Raw genomic sequence first — 14,214 nt, 5'->3', positions numbered from 1 at the left:
AAATAGGTTCGCAAAGCTTATCTATTGGTTTACAATTAAATAGCTGTTGGGAAACTTGTAGAGCTTTAACAGCTAAAATTGAAAACAGGTTAAACGAAATCCGTTAACTTGCAGCCCTTGAATTTAAAATTATGGAATACGGAAAATTAATTGCAGTTACCGGCTTACCCGGTTTGTTTGAACTTGTTAGCAGCAAAAACGATGGTGCTATTGTACGGTCGCTCGAAGACAATTCAACCAAGTTTGCATCAACCCGCCAACACCAGTTTTCGCACCTGGAAAGTATTGAAGTGTATACCGTTCGTGATAACGTTAACCTCATTGATATTTTTAAAGCAATGCAGGACGATGGTGGAAAATTACCGGAAGAAAAAGATGCAAAAGCAGTAAAAGCTTATTTCGAAAAAGTATATCCCGATCTGGATTTTGAACGTGTGTACGCCAGCGATATGAAGAAGATGGTAAAATGGTTTGGCGTTATTACTGCTAAAGGCATTGAGCTGAAATTAACTGAACAATTGATTGAAGAAGAAGCTCCCGTTGAAGAAGCGGTAGTTGCTGAAGTTGAAGAAGCAAAGCCTGCAAAAAAAGCAGCTAAGAAAAAAGCAGAAGCACCGGCTGAAGAAGCAGGCGAAGAAGCTCCAAAGAAAAAAACTACCAGGAAGAAAAAAGAAGACTAAGCTTTTTTCAAATCCTGTCTTAAATTAGAACGTCATGCCGGGTTTTGAGAGCACTCATCTGTTCTTTTGAATATAGTGAGCTTTCTCTTTTGTCTGGAATGACGTTTTTTATTTTTATCATTTAAACTTCTGTTATGTACTCTGCCGATATAAAACCAATTGAACGGAATTTTTTACCAGCCGGTTTTTCCATTACAACATGGGATACCCTTGAGCCCTATTTTACACAATTGCTTGACCGGGCTATTAACAGCAAGGCCGATCTTGAGCAGTGGTTAAAAGACAGCAGCGAACTGGAAGCTGTAATTAGTGAAGATGCCTGCTGGCGCCAGGTACGTATGACTTGCGACACAGAGAACAAAGCACTTGAAGAAGCGTTCAACTATTTCTATATGGAGATTGCGCCAAAAATGCAGCCTTATGCAGATAAGTTGAACCGTAAGTTGGTTGATTGTGCATTTACAAAAGAACTTGATGCAGATAAATACTTTACTTACCTGCGATCAATTAAAAAGAGCATTGAATTGTTCAGAGAAGCAAATATTCCCATCATGTCTGAGCTGAGTGTGATGCAACAACAGTTTGGACAGATTGCCGGAAAGATGACCGTAGATGTAAACGGCAAGGAGTATACGTTGCAACAGGCAGCTAAATTTTTAGAAAGCTCCGATCGTCAGTTGCGTGAAGAAGTGTACATGAAAGTGCAGAACCGCCGTTACCAGGATCGTGGTACGTTGAACGAATTATTCGATAAACTTGTTGCCAAGCGCCATCAATTGGCATTGAATGCTGATTTTAAAAACTACCGGGATTATAAGTTTAAGGAACTTGGCCGTTTCGACTATACGCCGCAGGATTGTTTTAATTTTCATGAAGCAGTGAAGCAACATGTAGTGCCGCTGGTGAAAATTATTTACGAAGAACAGCGCAAAGCAATTGGAGTAGACCAGTTACGTCCTTGGGATATGGATGCAGAACCTGCAGGTATTGAGCCGTTACAACCGTTCAGCAATGGAACAGAGTTAACCGAAAAAACAATTGAATGTTTTGAGCAACTCAATCCCTTCTTTGCCGATTGCTTACGCAAGATGAATGAACTGAAGCGTTTTGATCTCGACAGCCGCAAAGGCAAAGCTCCCGGTGGTTACAATATGCCGTTAGCAGAAACAGGCGCTCCGTTTATTTTCATGAATGCTGCAGGTACGCTGGACGATGTTACCACAATGGTACACGAAGGCGGTCATGCGGTTCATTCGTTCCTTACGCATAATCTTGAACTCACTGGGTTTAAAGAATACGGAGCTGAAATTGCCGAAGTGGCAAGTATGGCAATGGAATTGTTCAGTATGGAGCATTGGACAATTTTCTTTAAGGACAAGGAAGAGTTACGCAGAGCAAAATTCAAACAACTCGAACGTGTACTTACCATTTTACCCTGGATTGCCCGTATTGATGCCTTTCAGCATTGGATTTACGAAAACCCAACGCATACGGCCGAAGAGCGTGGTGCAAAATGGATGCAACTGGCAAACGAATACAGCACCGGCCTGATTGATTATACAGGTTTGGAACAATTCAGACCAACTGAATGGCAACGCCAGTTGCATTTGTTTGAAGTGCCGTTTTATTATATTGAGTATGGCATTGCACAGTTAGGGGCAATTGGTTTGTGGATGCAGTTTAAGCAAAACCAGCAACAGGCTTTGCAGAATTATATGGATGCATTGAGCCTGGGCGGTACCAAAACCTTGCCTCAGCTTTATGAAACAGCAGGGTTGAAATTTGATTTTTCACCCGGTCATATCAAAACGTTGATGGATTTTGTAAAAACTGAAATGGATAATCTCAATTAATACCGATATTTGCAGAGCTAAATCAGAACATTAATCATGCTCTGCCGTTTCTACGGCAGGGCATTTTTTTTTTGGCTAAAAGGTTAAAAGAGGGAAGAAGAAAAGGAGGGAGACGTTTATATTTAAGAATTAAAGTAATCTAATCGAAATACTTTTATTAACTACATCAACAGCAAACCAATTGTTTTTTGTATGATCGGGGATACAATCTTCGAGATCAATACCCCTTGAGTAGTTAGTCAATGCTTTTGGGCCGAAAAAAATTGTCATTAAATACCTTTCTTGGCCATCATTACCAAGGAATGCAGTTGTTCTTAATTCCTTTTTATACTTCTTGCCGATACGTGTAACATCTTCTGCTGGTATCGGCAATATTCCATCACACCAAAATGAATTTATTAATTCATTATCTGCTTTAGAAAATGCCTTTGTTAATTTAAATTCGAGAGCGGAGTAAAAATTCTCGTCTATCATTTATTTGTATTTCTTCTCTTTCACTCATTTCTCTTTTTTAACTCTTAGCTCTAGCTTCTGCAATCGCTGCAAAAACCATTTACCACCATATTGCTTTGCTGTGGCTGAAATCCTTTCGGGAGTTTTACCTCAGGTACGTGCACATCATCCAAACAAATTGTTTTGCCGCATTTGTCGCAAACAAAATGCACATGGTTATCGTGATGATGACCTTCTTCGCAACGGTCTTTGCACAAAGCATACTTTACCGAGTTATCGGCAGTAGGTATAGTATGAATGATGCCTTTCTCCTCAAAAGTTTGAAGCGTACGGTAAATTGTAACACGATCAATTTTGTCGCTTGCTTTTTTCTCAATATCGGCATGAGCAAGTGCCCCTGGTGCATGGTAAAACATGTCCAGTATCTGCAACCGGCTGTCGGTTACACTCATGTGATTTTTTTTCAGGAGATCTTTAATTGCTTCGCTCATAACCGAAAATTACTTAATTGGGGTTGTTCTGAAAAATACCATTCACAAAACGAGGGCCATCGTAACGCTCTTTTAAGATGAGTGCGATATCATCATTTAGTTTTACCAGCTCCTTTTTATCAAGTCCGTCATAAATACCACGCACCCGTCCACTTTTATCAACCAATGCAAACAACTGCGTATGTATAAACTGATCGGCAATAGGATCAAGTCCGTTTTTCTGATCGTCTAACAAATAGCTTTTTCGTGCAGCTTCGTAGAGTTTTACTTTGGTGCCGGTTAACAGCATCCATTTGGTTGGATCTATTTTCATTGAGTCGGCATAATGTTTCAGTCTTGTAACAGAATCTTTGTCAGGGTCAACAGTGTGGCTTAACACCATAAAATCTTCTTCAGCAACAAAGTTTTTTACAATGTCTTTCATGTTGGTGTTCATTTTAGGACAGATGCCTGTGCAGGTTGTAAAGAAAAACTCAACCACCTGAACTTTGCCGGTAACCTGTTGATTCGTGATTGTATCGCCCAGTTGATTAACAAAAGCAAACTCTTTCACATCGTTCATAACAGGCAATTTTTTGCGCCACAGATCGGTGCCCCAGAATAAAGCGAGATAAAAAACGGCAAGCAACAAAACAAAGAACCCAACGTAAATCCACAATTTTTTCGACATATCTGTAAAATAAAGTGCAAAGGTACGAACAGGAGAGAGGCGTCAACTCCTGAAAATAAAATTTGCAACATAATTGCAAATATGTACTTTTGCTCTCCTTTATGAATTTTCGCATTAACTGGGAAGCCTTAGGAATTGCCGCATCTGTAGCCTGTGCCATACACTGTGCCGTAGTTCCTTTATTTATTACCAGCCTTCCTTTATTTGGAGTGAACATCATCCACAATGTATTTGTGGAAGTATTGTTATTGGGCGCAGCTTTTGTAATTGGTTTCAGTACACTGTGGCATGGTTATAAAAAGCACCACCACCACTGGGGTACGCTCGTTCCCTTTTCTGCAGCAATGGTATTGTTTACAGTAAACCAGTTTGTGCATTTTCCCTACTCATCCTTTTTGTTTGTAGTGCCGGCTGTTGCTTTAATTATTACTGCACACATGCTCAACCATCGTTTTTGCCGCAAAGCAAATCATTGCCACAGCACCGATTGTAATCACTGATCTTCTTTTGAATTATGAGTCTAAAGCCTTTAAAACTTCTTCGCAAAACTGGTATTGCAGAAGGTATATCGTTTCTTGTGTTACTACTCATTGCCATGCCGTTGAAATACATTTTTGATTTGCCGTTGGCAGTTAAGTACACCGGTTGGGCGCATGGTTTATTGTTTGTGCTTTATGTAGCGCAGGCTTTTTATGTAAAGGAAGTATACAACTGGCCGTTTAAAAAGTTTCTCTACGCATTTATTGCGGCATGGTTACCTCTCGGAACATTTGTGTACGACAGGCAATTAAAGAAAGAAGAAGAACTGCTTTCTGCTAAATAAGATTTGCACAATAGATGAAATGCGGCTTACTTATGTGGGCGGAGATAAATATCCTCTTCATTATCGAAGAAGAAAGACAGCTGCATATTTTTTTCGATGAATGCTTTTAGCTCCGCAGAGTTGCTGAACTGCTCATCGATATTTTCTGTAACCGCACTTAATGTTATTTGTGATCCGTTGGCAGCAACCTGCATTTTGTACAAACAATACGACTCCGGCGAACTCTTATCTGTTTTATTCGATACATTCAAAAACCAAACAGCATTTACTTCCGACAGAAAGGCTTCATATTCTTCAGGACTATCCTCCGGCTTGGGATCTTTTTTTGTTTTGCTGATGTATACAACCCAGTCGTTTTTTTTCTTTATCGTGAACAGTTCTTCACCTGAATTTTTAGGTTCCCATTTTCCAAACAGGTTTTCGGGAAACTTAACAGCTGGTTTATCAATTGGCACTGTTGATTCGTAAGGGCAGCCTGTTAATGCAAAACTTACTAAAAGTATAAGAGCTAACTGTAGTAAACGTTTCATTTGTAGCTATTGAATAGTTGATCTAATCATCTTCACAGTAAATTTTTCTGTAAAAGATGCTGCTAAAGTAAACGGAATACTTGCTTCATGCAATGTTTCTTGTCATCCCCTATGCGTAAAAGAAAAAGGTCCTCCGGTACGCATTGCTGCAACCGAAAGACCTGTACTTACAAACAAACCCGAAGTTTACGAAGCTGCCGCTCCGCTTTGAATTTCTTTTATCTTTTCACGAATTTTTGCTTCAATTTCTGCTGACATTTCAGGGTTATCAATGATCAGTTGTTTTACTGCATCACGACCTTGTCCCAGTCTGTCGCCATTGTAGCTATACCAGCTGCCGCTTTTCTGAATAATGGCAAGATCAACACCCATATCAATAATTTCACCTGTTTTGCTTACACCTTCTCCAAAAATGATATCGAATTCAGCTGCTTTAAATGGAGGAGCCACTTTATTCTTTACCACTTTTACTTTAACACGGTTACCAATTGCTTCATCACCATCTTTGATCTGGCTCATACGACGGATGTCTAAACGAACCGATGCATAGAACTTCAACGCATTACCACCGGTTGTTGTTTCGGGGTTACCGAACATAACGCCAATTTTTTCACGTAACTGGTTAATGAAAATACAGATGGTATTTGTTTTTGAAATGGTAGCTGTGAGTTTACGCAGAGCCTGGCTCATTAAACGTGCCTGCAAGCCCATTTTGCTGTCGCCCATTTCACCTTCCAGTTCACCTTTGGGTACAAGTGCTGCTACAGAGTCGATCACTACTACATCCAATGCACCGGAAAGGATCAAGCGATCTGCAATTTCCAAGGCCTGTTCGCCATAGTCGGGTTGAGAGATCAGCAGGTTGTCTACATCAACACCCAGCTTTTGTGCGTAAACACTGTCGAAGGCATGTTCCGCATCAATGATAGCGCAGATGCCGCCTTTCTTTTGTGCTTCAGCAATAATATGTGTGGCAATGGTTGTTTTACCAGAGCTTTCAGGTCCATAGATCTCTACAATACGTCCTTTGGGTACGCCGCCTACACCTAAAGCTGTATCTAGACCAATAGAGCCTGTTGATACCACTTCAATTTCATGTACGCCTTTCTCATTCATCATCATTACACTGCCCTTGCCAAAGTCTTTATCAATCTTGTCGATGGTGAGCTTTAATGCCTTGAGCTTTTCATTGTTGAGGTTGCTCTCTTTACTCATTTTTTCCTTTTTTGGTTTCTCCAAAATTAAAGTCTCTTCCATAACGGGTTTGTTTTGTTTGTACACACTAATTTATTTAGCAATACTAAAACTAATTATTTTAGAAACCAACTATTTTAGCAAAATAATTAAGGAAGATGAAAATATAGCTGAGGAATGGGTTATCAATTAAAGCTGTTTAGAACATATATTAAGATGAGATGTTTACCAATAGCGGAATTTTAACAGCAGCAGTTTGTTTACTTTAGTAAGGATGTTAACTTTAGCACCTAAAAATTACAAAGCATGAAAAAACTGTCTTTATTGATGATGGCAGCTTTTATTAGCGTTGCTGCTATGGCACAAAACGATCCTAAACCTGCCGCAAAAGGGGTTACTTATGGTACAGGTACCGAAAACAAAGATGTGGTTACCGTTGCTGTAATGGAAGAGCAGGTGCAAAAAAGTGGAAGCTTTAACGGAAAAATTACTGGCAAGGTTACGGAAGTATGCCAGGAAAAAGGTTGCTGGATGAAAGTTGAAAAATCAAATGGAGAAACAGTAATGGTTAAGTTTAAAGATTACGGTTTCTTTATGCCAAAGAATATTGTTGGTCAAACAGTGGTGTTAGAAGGCGAAGCAAAAGTGAAGGAAGTAAGTGTAAAGCAGCAGAAACATTATGCAGGCGATGCAGGTAAAACAAAAGAAGAAATTAAGCAGATAAAAGATGCAAAAAAGGAAGTACAGTTTGTTGCATCGGGTGTACTGGTGCTATAAGAATGTATAAATTCTGTAATAAAGAAAGCCCTCTTATTTGAGATGGCTTTCTTTATTTTTCTGATAATCTATAAAAGCAAAACGCCTCACAATTGTGAGGCGTTTTTTATAACCCAAAACTAACCACTGCTTATTTTGCTTTGTTCAACTCAAGTAACACCGTTAATTCAACATCTTTACCTACAACCAATCCTCCTGCTTCTGTTGCACGATCCCATTTTAAGTTGTAATCAAAACGGTTAATGGAAGCCGTTGCTTTAAAGCCTGCTTTATCGCCACGGCTGCTTGTAGCAATACCACCAAACTTCACATCAAACTTCACGCTTTTGGTTACGTCACGAATAGTAAGATCGCCTGTCAGTTCGTATTTATTATTACCGAGCGGTTTAAATGTTTTACCAACGAAAGTTGCTTTAGGAAATTTTTCTGCGTTAAAGAAATCGTCACCTTTCAAATGTTTGTCACGGCCTTCGTTATCGGTGTTGATCGAGTTGATGTCTACTGTAAAATTAATCTTCGCATCACTCCAGTCGGCCTTGGTATGTTCTACTGTACCATCAAAAATTTTGAAAGAACCTTCTGTTTCAGAAACCACCATATGCGTTACAGTGAATTTTACGTTGGAATGCGATTTGTCCAGTGTCCATTTGGTAGGAGTTTGTACTGCCGGAGCCGGTTGCGCAACCGAATCTTCTTTCTTTAAAAAAGCTGAGAGGCTCGCTACACCAACACCTGCAATCAGCACAAAAAATAACTTCTTCATTAGTCAATTGATTTAGACTGCAAAGATGCGGAAAGTGTATGTACATACATGTAATGTATATGTTAAAAAGCCCGAAAGCTATTTAAACGGTTTAAAATCAATGTTTAAACACGGCAAACTAACACAGGAACAAAAAAGCACGCCTCCTTTTACCCCGGCTTGGGCAAAAAGAGGCGTGCTTGTGGAAGTTTGTTTAAATCGGTCAGGCAGCCAACATAGCACCCTCAGATAATTCGGCTTGAATAACCGATAGTCTTGAAACCGGTAATTCAGCAGCGGCTAAATCCATCATACTGCGAAATACAAAATCGGGTGCATTGTTTTTAACCTGCAGCAACCATTGTTTTATTTCGCTGTTCGATAGACCGTGCATCATCCATTTATTATAGATGGGCATAAGTGCAGGATCAACATGTGCCAGTATACGCAGTGTTACCTGGTGCAATTGTTCATCGGTATAATAGCGCCATAAAATTGTATTGAGCACATCTTCCTCCTTTGCCATATGTGCAAGGTTAAAATTCATAAATGCTGCAACTGCGTGTTCCAGTTTACGACCGATGTCTTGTTTTGCTTCATCCGATTGGCAAAGCGAAAATGCTTTTAACATGTCCGACAAACCCGTACTCAACTTCAGATCAAGTACATGTTCGTTTTCAAACAAAGCAACAACCGAAGGTTCAAAAGCAGTTATTTCGGGTAAAACAAAATTGTCTTCGGTATGTGCATGCGCATCGAAAAGTTGCAGCACGGTAGCAACTTGTGCAGTTACTGCAGCAGCATCTTTTTCATTGGTGAAATCCGTTTGCTGCAGCTTCATCATTGTATTGTACAAAAGCGCACGCAAGCCTTTGTGCACCTGGTAAAAAATATTATAACGTTGCATGGTGTTTTTTTTAAAGTGAAAGAAACCGGCTTTCTTACAGGATCGCCGGTGTTTTATCAGCGGCTGAACAATTGAAGTATTATTTATGAAGCAGTGCGGTAAACAAAGCCTTCAAGGATAATGTTGGTTGCCTGTCCTGCTTTTTGAATTCTCATTTTGGTTGGATAGTAACCGTTTTGCTGATATTTAGCAGGCTGCGGAATAGCACGCTCGTAAGTTGCCGTTGCTTTTAAAAATTCGAGTGTGATCATTGGTTCGTAAAAATTGATCTTGGCATCGTACGAACCTAAAATAAATGTTTCGGTAAAAGGCTGGCCGTTTAATTCGGGTGATGTAACATCAACATAATGTTTGCCCATTGTTGGCACAGGATCGATACCTATGTAGTTGGCAGGAAGGTATTCGGCCGGAACACTTGCAGCAAGTTTTGCAGGGTCAAGAAATGTTTCTCTTTCTGCAGATGAAACGGTGTAAAAGTGAAAATCGAAATGTGGGCTGGTGTAAATGTTTGCCGGCGGATGACCTGCGGGATTCCAGTTTACCCATGCATGCTTAAATGCAATGTTTGCAGCCTGCGAGGGAAAAGAAAGTACAGTATTGTTGTCGTGATCGTGACCACCACCACTGCCATCGTCTGTAGGCATACTGTTCAGCGCATCTTCGTTAACACTGATGGCAACTCTTTCAGGGTTACCGTCTTTATCTAACTGAACCCAGGTCCAGGCTTTACCCTCGTGCATTGTTGTTTCCGGACCTTTGAAAATACCGGCTTTCGATTGGCCTTTGTCTTTAGTACATGAAGTGAGCACAACTGCCGCTGCAGTAAAAACGAAGAATAACTTTTTCATTGATGAAAGGTTTAATGATGATGAAAACACTGGTTGTTTTTTACAGTGTAGTGAATTAACAGTGCAAAGATGTTGCAGATACAGGCGGAGAAAAAGACTGTAATGTTTCAATTGCTTATTTGCATGTATGAAATGTAGCAACTGTATAAAGCGCATAAGAAAAGCCTGTTTATTCAAACAGGCTTTTGTAAATAAAAACAGTTTGCAGATCAGTTAATTTCTTTCAGCCATGCTTCAACAAATGTTCTTGCTGTTGTTACCACATCTTTACCTGCACGATAGGCCATTTTCCAATGCGAGCCTTTGCTTTCGTATGCACGGTTCACAAAATATTTTTTTCCATTTTTCTCAATAGTTTCTGCATCAAAATCAACATCTGCTGTTTCTGCAAGAAAAGTTTGTAAACGCTTTTTAACGTACAGTAAATGATTGGATGGATACTGCTGCTCCCAACGTGCAATCTGTTGTTCGTAACCGGCTTTGTTTTGCTGTGCAGCTGCTTCATAATTTTTACGATAGTTCACTAATGATTTATTGTTGGGATCTTCAGCTTCTTTCAGTTGCTTTTTAGCATCGGCCAGCATTTTTTCAAATATCGGCTTCATTGTTGCGTCGGCGGTTTTAACTGTTTGCTCCATATCAGCAACACTTTTTTTGTATTGCGCAATGAACTGTTGCTGCATTTCTTCCGGTGTTTGTAATGGCTTGAACTCGGGTTTGTGATTGTTACGCAGCTCATTGTACTCTTTCAGGTAAGCAGCTGTTTGTACATATTGTTTACTGTATGCTGCAATTTCTTTGGTAAGCGAAACCCTTGCTGTTGCAGGAATATTTTTTAAGTTTTTAATACCGTAGGCATCGAAGGCGCCTCCTAAGAAACCGCTGCCTATTTTTTCGTTGGCTGTTGCTTTGGTAATGCCGAGCTGTTGCAGAAAATCGGCAGCAAGTTGTTTGGTTGTAAACGAATAAAGAAAGAATACTGCAAAGCTGCAAACTGCCAAACCTGTTGCTGCAGAAAATTGGGCTTTGCGTTTGTTGCGGAAAAGATGTTTTAGCATGATGAAAGGGTTTTGTTTTATTAATAACTGCAAAAATGAATGCGCAGTTGAAATAAATTTTCAGCAATATGCCTGAACTGAAAGAAAGAAGGGATGAACTGTACCAAAATAAAAAGCTCCGCACATGGCGGAGCTTTGATAAACAGGTGAGCTGATTTATTTGCCCATCCACTTTTTAAAGTCTGTAACTTTTTCTCTGCTTACGAGTGCCTCTTTATCTACTTCTGGTATAAGACCAAGAACAAGACGGTTGCCAAAATAATCATCAATTTTATCGATGCTGGTTACCGATACATAAAACGAACGGCTGATGCGGAAGTATTGTGCCGGGTCGAGCATGTCTTCCAACTCATCCATAGTATAATCAACCACAAATTTTTTATTGTCTTTTGTTTTAAAAAAGTTCAAGCGGCCATCGCTGTAGAAATAAGCAATGTCTTCTACTTCCACACTTACCAACTTTTGCCCGTGCTTTACCAAAAAGCGTTTACGGTATTCTTTGGGTTGCAGTTTCTGCTGCAGTTCTTTTACAAGGTTATCAAGGCTTAAGTCGGGCTTGGCATTACTCTGTAATTTTTTGTACTTGGTTAATGCGGCAGCCAGCTCCTCCTTCTGAATTGGCTTCAGCAAATAATCTACACTGTTTACTTTAAAAGCTTTTAATGCATATTCATCGTACGAAGTGGTAAAGATTACCGGGCTTTTTACATCAACCAGGTTAAATATTTCAAAGCTCTGGCCATCGGCCAGTTCAATATCCATCAGTATAAGATCGGGCTGCGGATTCTCATTCAACCACTCAACTGTACTTTTAATACTATCGGTTGATGCAAGCACAACAGCAGTATCGTCTACAGCCGCCAATGTTTTCTGTAATTTTTTTACAGCCAGTTCTTCGTCTTCAACAATTAAAATATTCATACAACAGTGTTTAATGGTTATTGTTAATAAACAGCTTTTCTTTTTTAATACGTTCACTTTCGCTGTCAACAGGTTTCCAGATCAACGGTAACACAACCGTAAAGTTTTTTTCGTTTTCCATTACCTGAAATCCTTGCTGCTTTAGTAAACTGTATTTGGTTTTAATATTTTCAAGTCCCACATTATTACTGGGCGCTTTTACAGTTCTTCGCTGCAGGTTGTTATTAACTACAAGTTTATTACCTGCCATTGTAAATATATCTATCACCAGTGGTTTGTTTTTCGAAAGTGCATTGTGCTTCACCACGTTTTCTACCAACAGTTGCAGCGTAAGCGAGGGTAACAGGTAAGGTTCGTAACGTTTATCAATTTCAATATGAATTTCGACGGCTTCGCCGTGTCTTGTTTGCAGTAAACGGTAGTACGATTTTATGAAATTAATTTCGTTGGCCAAAGTACTCAGCCCTTCTTCGTTGTTGCGCAAAAGGTAACGGTACACAATGCTCAGCTCGTTTAAAAACTCTTCGGCCCGTTGCCTGTCTACAGCAATCAACGATGAGAGTGTATTAAAACAGTTGAACAGGAAATGCGGGTTCACCTGGTTTTTTAATGCATCAAATTCTGTTTGTAACGACAGTTCCTGCAGGGTTTCTTTTTCGGCATAGCTTTCTTTGTACTTGGTTAATGCATAATCGCCTTCGTACAGGGTTTCAAAAACAAGATTTACAGAGAAGCCAATGATCATCCCTTTCAGCAAATCATTTCTTTCAATGCTGTAACCCAGTATCTGGTAATGATCGTATAAATAAAAAATGACCAATATTGAAGGCTGCATAATAAACAGAAATGCTGCTGCTTTTAATGCAATGCGTTGCTTTGTTTGGTTGAGTTCAGGAAATTTTGTTTCAACCCAATGCTCATATTGTATGTGCAGAAACCAGCTGATAGTGCCAAATAAAAACATCAGCGGAAAGGAGATCAGCCAAATAGATCCCTCGCTCCAGATGCGGTGTTTGTACAAAACAACATTCAACGCCACATCAATAAGCGGCATTGAAAACAAAAAGGAGTAAAGCTCAAGCTTTGGAGGTTTTATCAGTTTCATACCGGCACCTCCTCTTGTTGTTGCAGTAATGGCAGGCGTATAATACGTTCGGTTGCTTTCTCGGTTACCAGTGCCTGGTGATTCAGTAAACGGTATTTGCTTAACAGGTTGTCGATACCGGCATCCGAATCAAAATCGTCTTTAATGGTTTTTGCCTGCACATTGTTGAGAATAAACAGGCTGCCTTCCATTGCTGTAATACTAATGCGTAACGGACTTGTTTTGCTGATGCTGTTTTGGGTAATAATATTTTCGAGAATTATCTGTAACGAAAGCGGAGGCAACAACAGCTTACGGTGTGTTTCCTGTATTTGCGTGGTTATTTGTAATCCGCTGCCATATCTTGTTGATAGTAAAAAATAATAAGCATCTAAAAATTTCAGCTCTTCGTTCAGCGTTACCATCGTGTCCGATTCGCTGCGGAGCATATACCGGTACACTTTACTCATTTCATCTAAAAATTTTTCTGCCTCATCGCCTTCTTCGCTTATTAAACTGGAGAGCGAGTTAAGGCTGTTGAATAAAAAGTGCGGATTTACCTGGCTGCGTAAGCCTTGCAAACGGCTGCGTTGATAAGTGGCACGAAGCTTATTGGTTTCATCAATACTTTTTGTCCAGTTTTCGTAACGGTGTATGCCTTCGTGTAAAAACGTAAGAAAGATATTACCGATGCCCAGCGAAAAATAAGCCCATACAAAAGTGTTTTCGTTAAAACTGTAACGGTAAAAAGGTATGGCAGCATAAATAGTAAAGAGCAGAAAAAGAAACAGGCCCGACATTAAGAGAAACGCAGAGATCATTAACGACAGCCTTGTGCTCAACTGTTCTTCTGCAGGAAAACGTTTTTTCAGAAGTACTGCTACTGCACCACAAATAACAAAGAAGAGCGAAAAACCGATCATAGTAGAAACGGTTGTAACAAGGAAATACAACAAACTGCTGAGCAGGGCATACTGAAACACGATTGTATTTATAAAAAGACTGATTGGTACAATCACCACGGCGAGTACCATATAATCTTTACTGGTATATTTCGGTAAGCTAAACTGCATCTTCCTTCACAAATTAAATACGTTTTCCCTTTTTTACAGCGTGTACACAACCTGCAACGGCAGCGGTATACATTGTTGTTAATTGAACTGCCTGCAAACAGTTTGCTATT

Annotated in this window: 17 protein-coding genes; 5 read left to right on the top strand and 12 right to left on the bottom strand. The window is 39.7% G+C overall.

Annotated features, from left to right (window positions below):
* Window positions 1-131: 131 nt before the first annotated feature.
* Window positions 132-680: a DUF5606 family protein gene (locus tag ESA94_RS09090; protein WP_129130570.1), complete on the top strand. Its 549-nt coding sequence runs from the start codon at window positions 132-134 to the stop codon at window positions 678-680.
* A 134-nt stretch (window positions 681-814) separates the two neighbouring features.
* Complete coding sequence (locus tag ESA94_RS09085; RefSeq protein ID WP_129130569.1) at window positions 815-2,533, top strand: M3 family oligoendopeptidase; 1,719 nt, start codon at window positions 815-817, stop codon at window positions 2,531-2,533.
* Between the two features lie 129 nt (window positions 2,534-2,662).
* Here the strand turns inward: ESA94_RS09085 and ESA94_RS09080 are convergent, their stop codons facing one another.
* Genes ESA94_RS09080 through ESA94_RS09070 form a run of 3 tightly spaced genes read right to left on the bottom strand, consistent with a single transcriptional unit; the run spans window position 2,663 to window position 4,147 of the window.
* The gene (locus tag ESA94_RS09080; protein WP_129130568.1) at window positions 2,663-3,007 is read right to left on the bottom strand and encodes a hypothetical protein; all 345 of its coding nucleotides are present in this window, start codon (window positions 3,005-3,007) and stop codon (window positions 2,663-2,665) included.
* 50 nt (window positions 3,008-3,057) lie between these two features.
* Window positions 3,058-3,477 (bottom strand): Fur family transcriptional regulator, encoded by a 420-nt coding sequence (locus ESA94_RS09075; RefSeq protein ID WP_129130567.1) that lies wholly within the window; start codon window positions 3,475-3,477, stop codon window positions 3,058-3,060.
* A 13-nt stretch (window positions 3,478-3,490) separates the two neighbouring features.
* The gene (locus ESA94_RS09070) at window positions 3,491-4,147 is read right to left on the bottom strand and encodes an SCO family protein (RefSeq protein WP_129130566.1); all 657 of its coding nucleotides are present in this window, start codon (window positions 4,145-4,147) and stop codon (window positions 3,491-3,493) included.
* 101 nt (window positions 4,148-4,248) lie between these two features.
* On the opposite strand from ESA94_RS09070, the gene ESA94_RS09065 reads away from it, so the two are divergent.
* Complete coding sequence (locus tag ESA94_RS09065; protein ID WP_129130565.1) at window positions 4,249-4,647, top strand: MerC domain-containing protein; 399 nt, start codon at window positions 4,249-4,251, stop codon at window positions 4,645-4,647.
* 14 nt (window positions 4,648-4,661) lie between these two features.
* Window positions 4,662-4,970, top strand: a complete 309-nt coding sequence (locus ESA94_RS09060) for a DUF3817 domain-containing protein (protein ID WP_129130564.1) — start codon at window positions 4,662-4,664, stop codon at window positions 4,968-4,970.
* 26 nt (window positions 4,971-4,996) lie between these two features.
* Here ESA94_RS09060 and ESA94_RS09055 read toward each other — a convergent pair whose 3' ends face one another.
* Together ESA94_RS09055 and recA are read right to left on the bottom strand one after the other, a co-directional pair.
* Window positions 4,997-5,500, bottom strand: coding sequence for a hypothetical protein (locus ESA94_RS09055; RefSeq protein ID WP_129130563.1), 504 nt, complete (start codon window positions 5,498-5,500; stop codon window positions 4,997-4,999).
* A gap of 186 nt (window positions 5,501-5,686) precedes the next feature.
* Entirely contained in the window at window positions 5,687-6,757 is a 1,071-nt protein-coding gene (recA, locus tag ESA94_RS09050) for a recombinase RecA (protein ID WP_449405345.1), read from the bottom strand.
* Between the two features lie 243 nt (window positions 6,758-7,000).
* Here recA and ESA94_RS09045 point away from each other — a divergent pair, with 243 nt between their 5' ends.
* Window positions 7,001-7,471 carry a DUF4920 domain-containing protein gene (locus ESA94_RS09045; RefSeq protein WP_205755944.1) on the top strand — a complete coding sequence of 157 codons (471 nt, stop codon included), beginning with the start codon at window positions 7,001-7,003 and terminating at the stop codon, window positions 7,469-7,471.
* A gap of 130 nt (window positions 7,472-7,601) precedes the next feature.
* Here ESA94_RS09045 and ESA94_RS09040 read toward each other — a convergent pair whose 3' ends face one another.
* From ESA94_RS09040 to ESA94_RS09010, 7 genes are all read right to left on the bottom strand, one after another.
* Window positions 7,602-8,234, bottom strand: a complete 633-nt coding sequence (locus tag ESA94_RS09040; protein WP_129130562.1) for a YceI family protein — start codon at window positions 8,232-8,234, stop codon at window positions 7,602-7,604.
* Between the two features lie 202 nt (window positions 8,235-8,436).
* On the bottom strand, window positions 8,437-9,120 hold the full coding sequence (locus ESA94_RS09035; protein ID WP_129130561.1) for a hemerythrin domain-containing protein: 684 nt from the start codon (window positions 9,118-9,120) through the stop codon (window positions 8,437-8,439).
* Window positions 9,121-9,203: 83 nt separating this feature from the next.
* Entirely contained in the window at window positions 9,204-9,968 is a 765-nt protein-coding gene (locus ESA94_RS09030) for a DUF5602 domain-containing protein (RefSeq protein WP_129130560.1), read from the bottom strand.
* A gap of 209 nt (window positions 9,969-10,177) precedes the next feature.
* Window positions 10,178-11,026, bottom strand: coding sequence for a hypothetical protein (locus ESA94_RS09025; protein WP_129130559.1), 849 nt, complete (start codon window positions 11,024-11,026; stop codon window positions 10,178-10,180).
* A 156-nt stretch (window positions 11,027-11,182) separates the two neighbouring features.
* Window positions 11,183-11,947 (bottom strand): LytR/AlgR family response regulator transcription factor, encoded by a 765-nt coding sequence (locus tag ESA94_RS09020; RefSeq protein ID WP_129130558.1) that lies wholly within the window; start codon window positions 11,945-11,947, stop codon window positions 11,183-11,185.
* A 10-nt stretch (window positions 11,948-11,957) separates the two neighbouring features.
* The gene (locus tag ESA94_RS09015) at window positions 11,958-13,052 is read right to left on the bottom strand and encodes a sensor histidine kinase (protein ID WP_129130557.1); all 1,095 of its coding nucleotides are present in this window, start codon (window positions 13,050-13,052) and stop codon (window positions 11,958-11,960) included.
* Window positions 13,049-14,104, bottom strand: a complete 1,056-nt coding sequence (locus tag ESA94_RS09010; RefSeq protein WP_129130556.1) for a sensor histidine kinase — start codon at window positions 14,102-14,104, stop codon at window positions 13,049-13,051. Before ESA94_RS09010 ends, ESA94_RS09015 begins: the two co-directional genes overlap by 4 nt.
* Between the last annotated feature and the right edge of the window lie 110 nt (window positions 14,105-14,214).

It is taken from the genome of Lacibacter luteus (genome assembly GCF_004118265.1).
Lineage (GTDB): Bacteria > Bacteroidota > Bacteroidia > Chitinophagales > Chitinophagaceae > Lacibacter > Lacibacter luteus.
The sequence above is the reverse complement of the archived record's forward strand: the minus strand, read 5'-3'. Positions and strand labels throughout refer to the sequence as shown.

Coding starts and splice junctions, on each gene's coding strand:
- ESA94_RS09090 (WP_129130570.1), top strand. CDS start 132: ATGGAATACGGAAAATTAATTGCAGTTACCGGCTTACCCGGTTTGTTT.
- ESA94_RS09080 (WP_129130568.1), bottom strand. CDS start 3,007: ATGATAGACGAGAATTTTTACTCCGCTCTCGAATTTAAATTAACAAAG.
- ESA94_RS09035 (WP_129130561.1), bottom strand. CDS start 9,120: ATGCAACGTTATAATATTTTTTACCAGGTGCACAAAGGCTTGCGTGCG.
- ESA94_RS09030 (WP_129130560.1), bottom strand. CDS start 9,968: ATGAAAAAGTTATTCTTCGTTTTTACTGCAGCGGCAGTTGTGCTCACT.
- ESA94_RS09055 (WP_129130563.1), bottom strand. CDS start 5,500: ATGAAACGTTTACTACAGTTAGCTCTTATACTTTTAGTAAGTTTTGCA.
- ESA94_RS09020 (WP_129130558.1), bottom strand. CDS start 11,947: ATGAATATTTTAATTGTTGAAGACGAAGAACTGGCTGTAAAAAAATTA.
- recA (WP_449405345.1), bottom strand. CDS start 6,757: ATGGAAGAGACTTTAATTTTGGAGAAACCAAAAAAGGAAAAAATGAGT.
- ESA94_RS09025 (WP_129130559.1), bottom strand. CDS start 11,026: ATGCTAAAACATCTTTTCCGCAACAAACGCAAAGCCCAATTTTCTGCA.
- ESA94_RS09060 (WP_129130564.1), top strand. CDS start 4,662: ATGAGTCTAAAGCCTTTAAAACTTCTTCGCAAAACTGGTATTGCAGAA.
- ESA94_RS09070 (WP_129130566.1), bottom strand. CDS start 4,147: ATGTCGAAAAAATTGTGGATTTACGTTGGGTTCTTTGTTTTGTTGCTT.
- ESA94_RS09065 (WP_129130565.1), top strand. CDS start 4,249: ATGAATTTTCGCATTAACTGGGAAGCCTTAGGAATTGCCGCATCTGTA.
- ESA94_RS09010 (WP_129130556.1), bottom strand. CDS start 14,104: ATGCAGTTTAGCTTACCGAAATATACCAGTAAAGATTATATGGTACTC.
- ESA94_RS09040 (WP_129130562.1), bottom strand. CDS start 8,234: ATGAAGAAGTTATTTTTTGTGCTGATTGCAGGTGTTGGTGTAGCGAGC.
- ESA94_RS09015 (WP_129130557.1), bottom strand. CDS start 13,052: ATGAAACTGATAAAACCTCCAAAGCTTGAGCTTTACTCCTTTTTGTTT.
- ESA94_RS09085 (WP_129130569.1), top strand. CDS start 815: ATGTACTCTGCCGATATAAAACCAATTGAACGGAATTTTTTACCAGCC.
- ESA94_RS09075 (WP_129130567.1), bottom strand. CDS start 3,477: ATGAGCGAAGCAATTAAAGATCTCCTGAAAAAAAATCACATGAGTGTA.
- ESA94_RS09045 (WP_205755944.1), top strand. CDS start 7,001: ATGAAAAAACTGTCTTTATTGATGATGGCAGCTTTTATTAGCGTTGCT.